Origin of the sequence: Azospirillum brasilense (genome assembly GCF_003349955.1) — a bacterium.
GTDB lineage: Bacteria > Pseudomonadota > Alphaproteobacteria > Azospirillales > Azospirillaceae > Azospirillum > Azospirillum brasilense_B.
Genome location: NZ_QLKQ01000013.1, coordinates 23,971 through 38,628 on the forward strand (window position 1 = coordinate 23,971; position 14,658 = coordinate 38,628).

Below are 14,658 nucleotides of genomic sequence, written 5' to 3' on the forward strand. Positions count from 1 at the left end.
CAGGGGAGGGCTTTAACTCCTCCCCCTGCGCAGCGGGGGGAGGTCGGGAGGGGGGCTCTACACCCTCACCTCACACCCCCTCCGGCACCACCCAGCCGTCGCGCACCGCGAGGCGCAGCGCTTCGCCCGGCGCGACCTGCGCGTCGCCGGACACCCGCAGCAGCAGGCGCACGCCCGGGGCGGCCTGCGGTTCGGCCTCCACCAGGACGAAGCCGCCCTTGTAGGCGGCGCGCACCACCGTCGCGGCGATGGGACCGCCCGCCGCCGGCTCCAGATCCTCGGGCCGCAGGCAGACCAGCGCCGGCCCCTCCGGCTGGTCGGGGCGGCAGCGCACCAAAGCCTCCGCCCCGAACAACTGCACCCGCGCGCGGCCGTCGGCCACCGGACCCGTCACCACGCCGTCCACCACCGCGCCCTGGCCGACGAAGCCGGCGACCATGCGCGTGGCCGGCTCCCGGTAGAGCGTACGGGGGGCCGCCACCTGGGCCAGCCGCCCGCGGTCGAGCACGGCGATGCGCGTCGCCAGGGCCATGGCCTCGGCCTGATCGTGGGTGACGTAGACCATGGTGGCGCCGGTCTTGGCGTGGAAGTCGGCGAACTCCTCCTCCATCGCCGCGCGCAGATGCACGTCGAGGTTGGCGAGCGGTTCGTCCAGCAGCACCAGCTCCGGGCTCATCACGAGGCAGCGGGCCAGCGCCACGCGCTGCCGCTGGCCGCCCGACAGCTCGGCGGGGTGGCGCGCGTCGAAGCCCGACAGCCCCACCGTGTCGAGCGCGGCGCGCACCCGCTGCTCCCGCTCCGCGCGGGGAACGCGGGCGGTCTCCAGCGGGTAGGCGACGTTGCCGGCCACCGTCATGTGCGGCCACAGCGCGTAGGACTGGAAGACGAGGCCGATCCGCCGCTCCTCCGGCGGGACGTGGGTGCCGGGACCGGACAGGGTGCGGCCGCCGACCGTGATGCGCCCGCCGTCCAGCCGCTCGAACCCGGCGACCATGCGCAGCAGCGTGCTTTTCCCGCAGCCGGACGGGCCGAGCAGGGCGAGGAACTCCCCCGCCGCCACGTCGATGGTCACGCCGTCCACCGCGGGGGCGGGCGTCCCGGCATAGTGGCGGGAGGCGTCGTCGATCAGGAGGGCGGGCGTCTGAGTGGTCATGGCACCGGAAGTCGCGCTATTCAGGAAGGCGGCGAGGGATAGGCACAGTGCGGAACGGGGGCGTGATGTCAAGTGACGCTGCGATGACGGGGGCGATGACGGGGCGTGGGCAGAAGGTCCGTCTGCGCGCCTTGTCGGGCCTGGGGAACAAGGGGCCGGCCTGCTTCCTGGCGATGATTGGCGGGGCGCGGCTGCTGCTCGACCTCGGCGAGGGGCCGGACGCCGGGCGCCTGCCGCCGCTGAGCGGGGCGGGGCGGGTGGACGCCATCCTGGTCACCCACACCCACGGCGACCACGCCGGCGCTCTGGGCCTGCGCCACCGGGTCGGCAACCCGCCGGTCTACGCCACGCCGCTGGCCGCCCGCCTCCTGCCGCCGACCGTCGCGGCCCTGCCGCTGCCGGTGCGCGGAACGGTGGAAATCCAGGGCGTTCCGGTGACCACCGGGCGGTCCGGCCACGCGCCGGGCGGGGTGTGGATTCATCTGGGCACGGAGGACGGCGGAATTCTCTACATGGGCGACCATTCCGACGAATCGGCCCTGTTCCCCTTCGACCCGCCGCCGCCGGCGCGGCGGGTGATCCTCGACGCCTCCTATGGCCTGGACGACACCCCGCAGGCCGAGCGGCTGGCCGCGCTGGAGCCCTTCCTTCACGCGGGCGGTGCGCTGTTCCCGGTGGCGGCGGACGGGCGCGGGCCGGAAATGGCCCTGTGGGCGCTGGATCATGGCGTCGTCCCGGCGATCGACGACGCCCACCGCGCCGCCATCGCCCACCTGCTGGCGGAGGCCGACACCGCCCTGCGCCCCGGAGCGGAGGAACGGCTGCGCCGGCTGCTCGACCGCGCCAAGGAACCGGGCGACCCGCGCGATGTCACCTTCGCCGCCGGCCCCAACGCCACCAGCGGCACCGCCGCCGAACTGGTGGAGCGCTGGGCGGGGGCGGATGGGCCGGACATCGTCTTCACCGGCTACCTCGCCGCGGGCGCGCCGTCGCGGACGCTGGTCGATGCCGGCCGGGCGCGGTATCTGCGCTGGAACGTCCATCCGACGCTGCGGCAGTTGACGGCGCTGATCGCAACGACCGGGGCGGAGCACGTGCTGCCCGCCTTCGGCGACATCCGGCACCGGGAGGGCTGGCGGTCCGCCTTCGCCCCGGCAATCCTGGAGGGGCTGGACGCTCCGGAGGGCTGACGCGCGAGAGGATCGCCGCGGGCGCCCTGTTGGCATGGCTTGTCCCTTTGCCGACGGCTGTTCATGGGCACCTTCGAGTTGTTGTCCCTCCTGCTGACCCTGGCGGCGCTGTTCAGCTTCGCCAGCCGCGGCCTGCTTGGCCTGCCGGCGACGGCGGGGGTGTTCCTGCTGGCCTTCGGCTTCGCCTTCGCGACGGCGGTGGTCGGGACGCTGGTCCCGGCCATCGACATCCGCGCTTGGGAGGAGCGGCTGGTGACCAGCGCCCACCTGCCCGAAGCGCTGCTGGAAGGGGTGCTGGCCTTCCTGCTGTTCGCCGGGGCGGTGGAGCAGGACAGCGGCACGCTGTGGCGGCGGCGCTGGGCGGTGGCGCTGCTGGCGACGCTGGGCGTGGTGATCTCCACGGGCGTCATGGGCACCGGCATGTGGCTGGTCTTCGACGCCATGGGCCAGCCGGTGCCGCTGATCTGGTGTCTGGTGCTGGGGGCGGCGCTGGCGCCGACCGACCCGGTGGCGGTGCTGGCCGTGCTGCGCAAGGCGCCGCTGCCGGAAGGGCTGCGCACCGCCATCGCGGGGGAGAGCCTGTTCAACGACGGCATGGGGGTGGTGCTGTTCGCTCTGCTGCTTGGGCTGGCCACCGGGACCGACACCGATGTGACGGTGCTGGGCGTGGCCTGGGACATCGTGAAGGAGGCGGGCGGCGGGGCCTTGCTCGGCTTGGCGACCGGCTCCCTGGCCTTCTGGGCGAAGAGCCGGGCGGACGATCCGGCGGTGGAGCTGTCGATCTCGCTCGCCCTGGCGGCGGCGACCTACAGCCTCGCCCAGCGGCTCGGCCTGTCCGGCCCGATCGCGGTCGTGGTGGCGGGGCTGCTGATCGGCAACACCGCCAAGCACCACGTCTCGTCGGAGCGGACGGGCTTCATCATGAAGGCCTTCTGGTCGATGGTCGACGCCATCCTGAACGCCATCCTGTTCATGCTGGTCGGGCTGGAGGCCGCGGTGGTGCTGTCCTGGCAGGCGCCGGTGATGGCCGCGGCGTTCCTGGCGCCTCTGCTGGCGCTGGTGGCCCGGCTGGCGAGCGTTCTGCCCGTGGTCGCCGTCCATCTGCGCAGCCAGCGCAAGGCGGCGGCGACCGCCGTCCTGACCTGGGGCGGGGTGCGCGGCGGCATCGCGGTGGCGCTGGTCCTGTCGCTGCCCGACAACCCGCACCGCGACCTGCTGCTGGTCGCCTGCTACGCCGTCGTCGCCTTCACCATCATCGCGCAGAGCCTGACGCTCGGCCGGCTGGCCCGGCGCCTGTTTCCCGAGGTCTGATGGGGAAACTCCGCGCAGGACAGGAATGCGCAGAATGGCCTTTCCTGTGGAAAGCATCCCATTATCTACTGATGCCAATCAGGCAATCGCCTTTATCAACGTACAATTTTTGTTGTTTTGGAGTGCCGGGATGACGGACACGACTCTGGGCCGGGCGGCGGGTTCGGCCACGCTGCTGCCGGGAATCGACTGGCGGGTGGTCACCGTGGCGCTGCTCGCCCTGGTGGGCGGCGGCCTGTGGATCGGCGACGCCGTGTCGGGGCGGCAGGCGGCGCTCTATCTGGTGGGCGGCGCCATGGGCCTCGTGCTTTATCACGCGCTGTTCGGCTTCACCTCCGCCTTCCGCGTCTTCATCGCGGACCGGCGCGGGGCGGGGCTGCGGGCGCAGATGGTCATGCTGGCCGTGGCCTGCGCGCTGTTCTTCCCGGTGCTGGCCGCCGGGACGCTGTTCGGCACGCCGGTGAAGGGGCTGGTGTCGCCGGTCGGCCTGTCGGTGGTGGCCGGCGCCTTCCTGTTCGGCATCGGCATGCAGCTCGGCGGCGGCTGCGCCTCGGGCACGCTGTTCACGGTGGGCGGCGGCAGCACGCGCATGGTCGTGACGCTGGCCTTCTTCATCGTCGGCTCGGTGCTGGGCGCCTATCACCTGCCCTGGTGGCAGGCGCAATGGACCGCCGCCCCGGTGTCGGTGGTCGCGGCCTGGGGCTGGCCGGTGGCGCTGGCGGTGAACCTCGCCATCTTCGCCGCGGTCTATGCCGGCACCCTCGCGCTGGAGAAGCGGCGCCACGGCCGCCTGATCGAAGGCGCCCCGGCGAAGACCGAAGGGCTGCGGCGCTTCCTGCGCGGTCCCTGGCCGCTGGTCTGGGGCGCGGTCGCGCTGGCCGTGCTGAACTTCGCGACGCTGGCGCTGGCCGGGCGTCCGTGGGGCATCACCTCGGCCTTCGCGCTGTGGGGCAGCAAGGGGCTGGCCGCGCTGGGCGTTGACGTCGCCTCCTGGCCCTTCTGGCAGGCGCCGGCCCAGGCCAGGGCGTTGCAGGAGAGCGTGCTGGCCGACGTCACCTCGGTGATGGACTTTGGCATCATCCTGGGCGCTCTGCTCGCCGCCGGGCTGGCCGGCAAGTTCGCGCCGGTGTGGACACTGCCGCTGCGGTCGCTGGTGGCGGCGGTGGTCGGCGGGCTTCTGCTCGGCTACGGCTCGCGCCTCGCCTATGGCTGCAACATCGGCGCCTATTTCAGCGGCATCGCCTCGGGCAGCCTGCACGGCTGGGTGTGGATCGTCGCGGCGCTGGCCGGCAACTATCTGGGCACCGCCCTGCGCCCGTATTTCGGCCTGGAGGTCGAGCGCACGCCGCGCCAAACCGCCTGCTGAGCGACCGCCTGCTGAACGGCGGCCTGCCGAGCGGTCAGCGGTACTCCGGCCGCCGGGCCAGCCCTTCCTTGAGATGCTGGATCAGCAGCCGCACCTTGGGCGACAGGTGGCGTTGCGGCGGGTAGACCGCCCAGACGGCGGTGTTGGGCGGGCGGTGGGCTTCCAACAGGGAGACCAGCCGCCCCGCCGTCAGATGCTCGACCACGTAGTAATCGGGAAGCTGGCACAGCCCGAAGCCGCGCAGCGCGGCGTCCAGCACCGCCGTGCCGCTGTTGCAGCGCCAGCGCCCCTGCGGCCGGAACAGCCATTCCGGGCCGTTTCCTTCTGAGGTGCCATCCTCCGGCGATCCCGCGTCGAAGGTCCAGCCGTCCGCGGTGCCGGTCAGGCAGTCGTGCTCGGCGAGGTCGGCCAGCCGGCGCGGCGTCCCGCGCCGCTCCAGATAGGACGGCGCGGCGCACAGATGCATGACCCGCGGCGCGATCCGCGTGGCGACGAGGCTGGAATCCATCAGCCGCCCCAGCCGCACCGCCAGATCCACCCCCTCATGCACCAGATCCAGCCGGCGGTTGGTCAGCTCGATCTCGACGCGGAGCTGGGGGTGGCGCTCCAGGAAATCGTTGACCAGCGGAACGACGAACCGCTCGCCGTAGGCCACGGCGCAGGTCAGGCGCAGCAGGCCCTTGGGCTCCGCCTGGAGGTCGCTGACGGCGAGCAGCGCCTCGTCCCGCTCCTCGATCAGGCGGCGGCACTGGGCGAGCAGGGAGCGGCCGGCCTCGGTCAGAGTCACGCTGCGGGTGGTGCGGTAGAACAGGCGGGCCTGCAAGCGGTCCTCCAGCCGCGCCACCTGACGGCTGACCTGCGAGGAGGAGATGCGCAGCCGCTCCGCCGCGCGGGAGAAGCCGCCGCACTCGGCGACCGCCACGAATTCGTCGATGCCATCCCAGCGGCTCACCCGTCAGACCCCCGATTCCGCGCCGATTATCCCCATACGGCAACAATCCTCTCCAACATTGCAGCGTTGTCAACGCGCGCGGAATGCTAACGTCGATCTTCAAAGAAACGCGAACGCATGGAGACGGTGGGATGGTGAAGTCACGCGCGGCGGTGGCCTGGGAAGCGAAGCGCCCCCTGGAGATCGAAGAGGTCGAGGTCGCGGCGCCCAGGCAGGGCGAGGTTCTGGTGCGCATCGTCGCCACCGGCGTCTGCCACACCGACGCCTACACCCTGTCCGGCATGGATTCGGAAGGCGTGTTCCCGGCGATCCTGGGCCATGAGGGCGCCGGCGTCGTCGAGGAGGTCGGGCCGGGCGTCACGTCCGTCCAGGTCGGCGACCATGTCATTCCGCTCTACACGCCGGAATGCGGCAAGTGCAAATTCTGCCTGTCCGGCAAGACCAACCTCTGCCAGGCGATCCGCGCCACCCAGGGCAAGGGTCTGATGCCGGACGGCACCAGCCGCTTCACGGCGAAGGGCCAGCCGGTGTTCCATTACATGGGCACCTCCACCTTCTCAGAATACACGGTGCTGCCGGAGATCGCGGTCGCCAAGATCAACAAGGCCGCCCCGCTGGAGAAGGTCTGCCTGCTCGGCTGCGGCGTGACCACCGGCATGGGCGCGGTGCGCAACACCGCGAAGGTCGAGCCGGGCTCGACGGTGGCCATCTTCGGCCTGGGCGGCATCGGCCTGTCGGCGATCATCGGCGCCGTCATGGCGAAGGCGTCGCGCATCATCGGCATCGACATCAACCCCGACAAGTTCGAGATCGCCAAGCAGCTCGGCGCCACCGACGTGGTGAACCCGAAGGACTACGACCGCCCCATCCAGGAGGTTCTGGTCGAGATGACCGACGGCGGCGTCGATTACAGCTTCGAGTGCATCGGCAACGTCAAGGTGATGCGCGCCGCGCTGGAATGCTGCCACAAGGGCTGGGGCGAGTCGGTGATCATCGGAGTCGCCGGGGCGGGGGAGGAAATCAGCACCCGCCCGTTCCAGCTGGTCACCGGGCGCGTCTGGCGCGGCTCCGCCTTCGGCGGCGTGCGCGGCCGGTCGGAGCTGCCGGATTACGTGGAGCGCTACCTGAAGGGCGAGTTCGAACTGGACACCTTCATCACCCACACCATGGGGCTGGAGGACATCAACAAGGCCTTCGACCTGATGCATGAGGGCAAGAGCATCCGTTCCGTCATCCTCTACAACCCGTGAGGACCGGATGGAGTCGCAACTGACCCAGATCGCGGCGAACCGCTGCTTCGGCGGCTGGCACAAGCGCTACCGGCACCGCTCCGCGGTGCTGGACTGCGACATGGTGTTCGCCGTCTATCTGCCGCCGCAGGCCGAATCGGGTAAAGTGCCGGTGTTCTACTGGCTGTCCGGCCTGACCTGCACGGACGAGAACTTCATGCAGAAGGCCGGCGCCATGCGGATGGCGGCGGAACTCGGCATCGCCATCGTGGCGCCGGACACCAGCCCGCGCGGCCCCGACGTGCCCGGCGACCCGGACGGCGCCTGGGACTTCGGGCTGGGCGCCGGCTTCTACGTCAACGCGACGCGGGAGCCCTGGGCGAAGCACTACCGCATGCACGACTATGTGGTGCGGGAACTGCCGGCGCTGGTCGAGGCGGAGCTGCCGGTGACCGACCGGCGCTCCATCTCCGGCCATTCCATGGGCGGGCACGGCGCGCTCGTCTGCGCGCTGCGCAACCCCGGCCGCTACCGCGCCGTGTCGGCCTTCGCGCCGATCGGCAACCCGGCCAGCGTGCCCTGGGGCGAGAAGGCGTTCGAGCGCTTCTTCGGCACCGACTACGCGGCGTGGCTGGAGTGGGACAGCTGCGCCCTGCTGGGCCGCGCCACCGAGAAACTGCCGATCCTGGTGGACCAGGGCGACGCCGACAGTTTCCTGGAGAAGCAGCTGAAGCCGGAAAACCTGCAGCGGGCGGCGGAGGCGGCGGGCCACCCGCTGACCCTGCGGATGCAGCCGGGCTACGACCACAGCTACTTCTTCATCGCCAGCTTCATCGACGACCATCTGCGCCACCACGCGGCGGCGCTGCTGGCGGACTGACGCGTTTCGTCCGCACAGACGGTCCGGAATGGGCCGTATGTGCGGACGGGACACCCATTCGTGTCGACAAGCCTCCTACCCAAAGGCATGATTTCGTTACGACGCGAAATAATTGGGAGGTTGTCGTGAAGTTCATGTCCAAGACCCGCCGTCTGGCTTTCGCCGCCGTGGCGGGCGCGGTCGCCATCGGCGCCACCGTCGCCGTGGCGCAGACCCCGGCCTTCTTCCGCATCGGCACGGGCGGCACCGCCGGCACCTACTATCCGGTGGGCGGGCTGATTGCCAACGTCATCTCCGGAACCAACGGCGGCGTGCCCGGTCTGGTCGCCACCGCTGTGGCCTCCAACGGCTCCGTCGCCAACATCAACGCGATCAACGGCGGCTCCTCCGAGTCGGGCTTCTCGCAGTCGGACGTCGCCTATTGGGCCCACACCGGGACCGGCCTGTTCGAGGGCAAGGGCAAGGTGGAGGACCTGCGCGTCATCGCCACGCTCTACCCGGAAACCATCCATCTGGTCGCCCGCAAGGACGCCAACATCAAGTCGGTCGCCGACCTGAAGGGCAAGCGGGTGTCGCTGGACGAGCCGGGCTCGGGCACGCTGGTCGACGCGCGCATCGTGCTCGGCGCCTTCGGCCTGACCGAGAAGGACGTGAAGGCGGAGTATCTGAAGCCGGGTCCGGCGGGCGACCGCCTGCGCGACGGCGCTCTGGACGCCTATTTCTTCGTCGGCGGCTACCCGACCGGCGCCATTTCCGAACTCGCGACCTCGTCGGGCATCTCGCTGGTTCCGATCACCGGGCCGGAAATCGACAAGATGTTGGGCCAGTACCAGTTCTTCGCCAAGGACACCGTTCCGGCCAACACCTACAAGGACGTGCCGGAGACCAACACCATCTCCGTCAACGCCCAGTGGCTGACCAGTGCCAAGCAGCCCGATGACCTCGTCTACGACATCGTCAAGACGCTCTACAACGAGAAGAGCCGCGCCGCGCTCGACGCCGGCCACGCCAAGGGCAAGCTCGTCACGCTGAAGAACGCCACCTCGGGCCTCGGCATCCCGCTGCATCCGGGCGCGGAGAAGTTCTACAAGGAACAGGGCGTCCTGAAGTAAGACGCACCTTCCTTGCTTTTTCTCATGCCGCATCCGACCAGTAAAACCCTCTCCCCTCCGCTCACGCGCAAACTTCGTTTGCGCTGACGCGACAGGCGGACCTTCGGTCCGCCGAAAGCGGGGAGAGGGTGGCCCGAAGGGCCGGTGAGGGGGATGCGCTTCTGCCGAACTTTCCGACACGCGCAACCCCCTCACCCTGACCCTCTCCCCAGAGGGGAGAGGGGAATGGAGCATCCATGACCGATACCCCTCGCGACCCGCCGCCCGACATCCGGCTGGAGTCCGCGTCCATGGAACTCGACGAGGCCAAGGCGCGGGAGCTGGAGGAGAAGTTCGACTCCGAGATCCGCTTCCGGCCGCTGTCGCCGCTGGCCGGGCATCTGGTCGGCGGCCTGCTGATCATTCTGTCGCTGTTCCACTACTACACCGCGGGGTTCGGCCTGCTGGGGGAGATGGAGCATCGCGGCATCCATCTGTCCTTCGTGCTGGGCCTCGTCTTCCTGGTCTTCCCCTTCACCAAGCGCGGCTACGGCGAGCCGGTGATGGGCACGCTGCTGCGCCCGCTCGGCATCGGCCTGCAGGACTGGGCGCTGGCCATCGGCGCGGTGGTCGCGGTGATGCACGTCCCGCTGATCCCGCTCGACGACCTGGCCTTTCGCGTCGGCAACCCGACCACCACCGACGTCATCCTCGGCTCTGTCCTGATCATCGTGCTGCTGGAGGCGACCCGCCGGTCGGTCGGCTGGCCGCTGCCGATCATCGCGTCGATCTTCATGCTCTACGCGATCTGGGGACCGCAGATGCCCGGGCTGCTGAAGCATCCCGGCGCCACGGTGTCGCAGCTCGTCGACCACCTGTACCTGACGACGCAGGGCATTTACGGCATCGCGCTCGGCGTGGTGGCGACCTACGTCTTCCACTTCGTGCTGTTCGGTGTCTTCGCCACGCGCATCGGCCTGGGTCAGCTCTTCCTCGACTGCGCGGCCTGGGTGGCCGGGCGCTACGCCGGCGGTCCCGCGAAGGTCGCCATCTTCGGCTCGGCGCTGTTCGGCATGATCTCCGGCTCCTCGGTCGCCAACACGGTGACGGTGGGCTCGCTGACCATCCCGGCGATGAAGCGGCTGGGCTACAAGCCGCATTTCGCCGCCGCCGTGGAGTCGACGGCCTCGACCGGCGGGCAGATCACCCCGCCGATCATGGGCGCGGCCGCCTTCCTGATGATCGAGTTCCTGGGGCTGCCCTACACGACCATCATCCTGGCGGCCATCGTTCCGGCCTTCATGCATTTCTTCGGCGTGCTGGTGCAGGTGCATCTGGAGGCCAAGCGCAACGGCCTGCGCGGCCTGCGCCCGGACGAGATGCCCGACCTGAAGGAGGCCTTCCGCCGCGACTGGCCGACGGTCATCCCGCTGGTGGTGCTGATCGGCATCCTGATCGCCGGCTACACCCCCTATCTGGCGGCCTTCTGGGGCATCACCCTGTGCATCGCGGTCGGCCTGCTGAACCCGCGCAAACGCATGACCATCCGGGAGGTTCTGGACGGGCTGCGCGACGGCGCCAAATACGCGCTGGCGGTCGGCGCCGCCGCCGCGTCCGTGGGCATCATCGTCGGCGTGGTCACGCTGACCGGCGTCGGCTTCAAGATCTCCTACATCGTCACCTCCACCGCCGGTGAGATGGCCGGGGTACTCGGCGCCTTCCTGCCGGCTTGGCTGGCCGACGTGAAGGGGCTGACGCTGCTGTTCACCCTGGTCATGACGGGCATCGTCTGCATCCTGATGGGCTGCGGCATCCCGACGACGGCCAACTACATCATCATGGCGACCATCGCCGCCCCGGCGCTGGGGCTGCTCGGGGTGGCGCCGATCGTCGCGCATTTCTTCGTCTTCTATTACGGTGTGCTGGCCGACATCACGCCGCCGGTGGCGCTGGCCGCCTACGCGGCGGCGGGCATGGCGGGGGCCGACCCCTTCAAGACCGGCAACACCGCCTTCCGGCTGGGTCTGGCGAAGGCGCTGGTGCCCTTCGTCTTCGTCTTCTCGCCGTCGCTGCTGCTGGTGGCGCCCGGCTTCACCTGGCCGGACTTCCTCATCGCCTTCTTCGGCTGCATCGTCGGCATCGTCTGTCTGGGCGCCACCCTGACCGGCTGGCTGCTGACCACCATGAAGACCTGGGAACGGGTGCTGCTGGGGCTGGCCGCCATCCTGCTGGTCGCGCCGGAGCTGTATTCGTCGCTGTTGGGGCTGGCGCTGATCGTGCCCGTCCTGCTCCGCCAGAAGTCGGCCCGCCGCCTGACGCCCGAGCCCGCCTGAAGAACAACCGGTCTCTTCGAGAGGACCCGACAAATGAACATTCCCCATCCCTACCTGATGTTCCTCGGCGACGTTCAGGACCAGCTCGGCGCCAAGACCGCGCAGGGCATCGTGGACTGGCGGCCCGACTGGTGCCTCGGCCAGATCCGGCTGGACGGCTGCAAGGCCGACCTCGGCATCCCCGACATGACCATCGCGGAGGCGGCAGGGCAGGGCGCCCGCACGCTGGTGGTCGGCGTGGTCAACGCCGGTGGCGTCCTGCCGGAGCATTGGACGAGCGTCATCGTCCAGGCCATCGAGTCCGGCATGGACGTGGCGAGCGGCCTGCACACCCGGTTGGAGAGCATCCCGGCCATCGCCGAGGCGGCGGCGCGCCACGGTCGCCAGCTCTTCAACGTACGCCATTCCGACCAGAGCTTCGCCACCGGCAAGGGCACCAAGCGGCCGGGCCGGCGGCTGCTGACGGTCGGCACCGACTGCTCCGTGGGCAAGAAGTACACGGCGCTGGCGCTTGAGAAGGAAATGCGCGCCCGTGGCATGGACGCCGATTTCCGGGCCACCGGCCAGACCGGCGTCTTCATCTCCGGGCGCGGGGTCGCCATCGACGCGGTGGTGGCGGACTTCATCTCCGGCGCGGTGGAGTGGATCGCCCCGGCGGCCGATCCGGCCCACTGGGACCTGATCGAGGGGCAGGGCTCGCTCTACCACCCGTCCTTCGCGGGGGTGTCGCTGGGGCTGCTGCACGGCGCCCAGCCCGACGCCTTCGTCGTCTGCCACGAGCCGACCCGCAGCACCATGCGCGGCGTGCAGCACCCGCTGCCGTCGATCCAGGAGGTCATCGACCTGACCATCCGCTGCGGGCAACTGACCAACCCTGGAATCCGCCCGGTCGGGATCGCCATCAACACCAAGGCCTATGGCGAGGACGAGGCGCGCGCCTGTCTGGCGGCGGCGGCCAAGGCCCATGGCCTTCCGGCCAGTGATCCTATCCGGTTTGGCGTAGGCGAAATTGTTGACCGTCTGACGGAAGAATTTGCCACTGAGTAACGTTAATAGGGGATGATCATGGTGCCGATGGGCGGCACGAAGCACAGCCGCCCATCGTCATAAGAATGATCGCCCGCCATCCCGTTCAGCCGAATTGGATCGCGGGTCCGGCCTCCCCACTTGGACATGATGAGCAACCGCACTCCCGCCACCCAATACGCCGCCCTTCCTTTCCGCCTTCGCAACGGCCGGCCGGAAATCCTTCTGGTCACGTCGCGGGAAACCAAGCGGTGGATCATTCCCAAGGGGTGGGCGGAGGAGGGCGTGAAGCCCTGCGACATGGCGGCGCGCGAGGCTTACGAGGAAGCCGGCGTGCGGGGCACCGTCGATCACCGGCCCTTCGGCAATTTCCGCTACATGAAGCGGCTGAGCGCCAACAAGTCGGTCCTGTGCGCGGTGACCGTCTTCCTTCTGGAAGTCGACGAGATGCTGGACGAATGGCCCGAGAAGGGCCAGCGCGAGCGCCGCTGGCTGACCCCGTCCCAGGCCGCCCTGGCCGTCGGGGAAAGCGGCCTCGTGGAGATGCTGCTGCGGCTGGGCATCCCGCCGGACTGAAGTCGGGCCGGGATGAGGCCGTTCGCCAAGAAAAAAGGCCCCTTCCGTGTCGGCGGAAGGGGCCTTTTCAGTGTCAGCGCCCCAGCCTCGCGGCGAGGCGGGCGAAAGTGAAGGGCTCATCCGTCAGGAAGCGGATGTCCTCGATCACCTGGGCGCGCAGTGAGCGGTCGTCGATGCTGCGGCCCCAGAAGGCGGTCTCGCCCAGATAGGCGGCGACCATCGCCTCCAGCCCCGCCGGGGTGCCGTCGTCCAGGGCGCCGATGGCGCGGACACGCTCGACGATCTCGGCGGAGTCGCGCGGCGGCAGCTTCTCGGCGCCGGGGAAGCGGCCGAGATAGAAGGCCAGCCAGGCGGCCAGCGACAGGCTCATCAGCGGCGCCGGCGCGTCGAACCGCTCCCGGTAGGCGAGCAGCCGGTCCAGGTTGCGGGTCTGGTACTTGACGAGGCCGTTCAGGCTGATGTCGTACCACAGGTGCCGGATGTAGGGGTTGCGGAAGCGCCGCAGCACGGCGGCCGCGAAGTCCTCCAGCTCCGGCTTCGGCAGGGTGAGGAAGGGAATGACCTCCTCGTTGAGCAGCCGGTCGAGGAAGCGCGCCCCGGCGGGATCGCTCACCGCCTCGCCCACCGTCTCCACGCCCGCCAGCAGGGCCAGCGCGCACAGCCCGGTGTGGGCGCCGTTGAGGATGGCGACCTTGCGCGCCTTGTAGGGGGTGACGTCGGCGGTGACGACGGTGCCCTCGTCATGCTCGCCCAGCGGCAGGCGCAGCGCCGGCATCCCCTCCTTGCGCTCGATCACGAAGAGGTGGAACAGCTCCGCCGCCGCCATGAAGCCGTCGTCGTAGCCCAACTCGCGGCGCAGGTCGTCGGCCTCGGCGCGCGGGAAGCCGGGGACGATGCGGTCGACCAGCGTGTTGTAGAAGGCGTTCGCCGTCTCGATCCAGTCGATGAAGGCCGGCTCCAGCGCCCAGTCGCGGGCGTGCAGCAGGACGATGCGCTTCAGCTCCTCGCCGTTGTGGTCGATCAGCTCGCAGGCCAGCATCTGCAGGCCGGCGTCGGCCGCGCCGTCGAAGGCCTTCCAGCGCTCGTGCAGGAAGCGGGTCATCTTGCCGGGGAAGGAGACCGGCGGCTCGTCGGCGTAGGCCACCGACGGGACATAGGCGATGCCGGCGTCGGTGGTGTTGGAGACGACGACGGTGACGTTCGGGTCGCGCGCCAGCTCCAGCACCGACGCCCATTCGCCGTGCGCCGCGATCTCGTTGCGCACGCAGCCGATCAGCCGGGCCTGCGAGACCTTGGCGCCGGCCTCGTCGACGCCGCGCGACAGGACGGTGTAGACGCCCTCCTGCTCGTTCAGAGTCTGCGGGAAGCCGCCGGGGATGGGGCGGACGACGGTCACGCCCCAGTCGCCCCCCGTGGCCTCGTTCAGCCGGTCGACCTTCCAGTCGAAGAAGGCGCGCAGGAAATTGCCTTCGCCGAATTGCACGATCCGCGTCGTCGTCGGGCGCGGGCGGCCGTTGAGAAAGGATGCGTTCAGGCGCTGCATGGTCGGCG

Annotated in this window: 13 protein-coding genes; 9 read left to right on the plus strand and 4 right to left on the minus strand. The window is 70.1% G+C overall.

What is annotated here, in order from left to right; translation table 11 throughout:
* Positions 1-70: 70 nt before the first annotated feature.
* On the minus strand, positions 71-1,153 hold the full coding sequence (locus tag DXK32_RS08175) for an ABC transporter ATP-binding protein (RefSeq protein WP_114858052.1): 1,083 nt from the start codon (positions 1,151-1,153) through the stop codon (positions 71-73).
* 65 nt (positions 1,154-1,218) lie between these two features.
* Between DXK32_RS08175 and DXK32_RS08180 the strand changes: the two genes are divergently transcribed.
* From DXK32_RS08180 to DXK32_RS08190, 3 genes are all read left to right on the plus strand, one after another.
* A complete protein-coding gene (locus DXK32_RS08180) occupies positions 1,219-2,343 on the plus strand; it encodes an MBL fold metallo-hydrolase (RefSeq protein WP_247877036.1) in 1,125 nt (374 codons plus the stop codon).
* Positions 2,344-2,406: 63 nt separating this feature from the next.
* Complete coding sequence (locus DXK32_RS08185; RefSeq protein WP_114858054.1) at positions 2,407-3,654, plus strand: cation:proton antiporter; 1,248 nt, start codon at positions 2,407-2,409, stop codon at positions 3,652-3,654.
* 130 nt (positions 3,655-3,784) lie between these two features.
* Positions 3,785-5,020 carry a YeeE/YedE family protein gene (locus DXK32_RS08190; RefSeq protein ID WP_114858055.1) on the plus strand — a complete coding sequence of 412 codons (1,236 nt, stop codon included), beginning with the start codon at positions 3,785-3,787 and terminating at the stop codon, positions 5,018-5,020.
* Positions 5,021-5,054: 34 nt separating this feature from the next.
* On the opposite strand, the gene DXK32_RS08195 is transcribed toward DXK32_RS08190, so the two are convergent.
* Positions 5,055-5,972, minus strand: a complete 918-nt coding sequence (locus DXK32_RS08195) for a LysR family transcriptional regulator (RefSeq protein ID WP_114858056.1) — start codon at positions 5,970-5,972, stop codon at positions 5,055-5,057.
* A 134-nt stretch (positions 5,973-6,106) separates the two neighbouring features.
* Between DXK32_RS08195 and DXK32_RS08200 the strand changes: the two genes are divergently transcribed.
* The 5 genes from DXK32_RS08200 to dgcN all read left to right on the plus strand — a co-directional run bounded on the left by DXK32_RS08200 (position 6,107) and on the right by dgcN (position 12,552).
* Complete coding sequence (locus tag DXK32_RS08200; protein ID WP_205215672.1) at positions 6,107-7,222, plus strand: S-(hydroxymethyl)glutathione dehydrogenase/class III alcohol dehydrogenase; 1,116 nt, start codon at positions 6,107-6,109, stop codon at positions 7,220-7,222.
* A gap of 7 nt (positions 7,223-7,229) precedes the next feature.
* The gene (gene fghA / locus DXK32_RS08205) at positions 7,230-8,081 is read left to right on the plus strand and encodes an S-formylglutathione hydrolase (protein ID WP_114858058.1); all 852 of its coding nucleotides are present in this window, start codon (positions 7,230-7,232) and stop codon (positions 8,079-8,081) included.
* Between the two features lie 134 nt (positions 8,082-8,215).
* Positions 8,216-9,193 carry a TAXI family TRAP transporter solute-binding subunit gene (locus DXK32_RS08210; RefSeq protein WP_247877047.1) on the plus strand — a complete coding sequence of 326 codons (978 nt, stop codon included), beginning with the start codon at positions 8,216-8,218 and terminating at the stop codon, positions 9,191-9,193.
* Positions 9,194-9,429: 236 nt separating this feature from the next.
* Positions 9,430-11,505: a TRAP transporter permease gene (locus DXK32_RS08215; protein WP_114858060.1), complete on the plus strand. Its 2,076-nt coding sequence runs from the start codon at positions 9,430-9,432 to the stop codon at positions 11,503-11,505.
* Positions 11,506-11,538: 33 nt separating this feature from the next.
* Entirely contained in the window at positions 11,539-12,552 is a 1,014-nt protein-coding gene (dgcN, locus tag DXK32_RS08220) for an N-acetyltransferase DgcN (protein ID WP_114858061.1), read from the plus strand.
* Between the two features lie 2 nt (positions 12,553-12,554).
* Here dgcN and DXK32_RS33420 read toward each other — a convergent pair whose 3' ends face one another.
* On the minus strand, positions 12,555-12,680 hold the full coding sequence (locus DXK32_RS33420; RefSeq protein ID WP_282184573.1) for a hypothetical protein: 126 nt from the start codon (positions 12,678-12,680) through the stop codon (positions 12,555-12,557).
* A 1-nt stretch (position 12,681) separates the two neighbouring features.
* Between DXK32_RS33420 and DXK32_RS08225 the strand changes: the two genes are divergently transcribed.
* Positions 12,682-13,107, plus strand: a complete 426-nt coding sequence (locus tag DXK32_RS08225; protein ID WP_114858062.1) for an NUDIX hydrolase — start codon at positions 12,682-12,684, stop codon at positions 13,105-13,107.
* 73 nt (positions 13,108-13,180) lie between these two features.
* On the opposite strand, the gene DXK32_RS08230 is transcribed toward DXK32_RS08225, so the two are convergent.
* The gene (locus DXK32_RS08230; RefSeq protein ID WP_114858063.1) at positions 13,181-14,650 is read right to left on the minus strand and encodes a tagaturonate reductase; all 1,470 of its coding nucleotides are present in this window, start codon (positions 14,648-14,650) and stop codon (positions 13,181-13,183) included.
* Between the last annotated feature and the right edge of the window lie 8 nt (positions 14,651-14,658).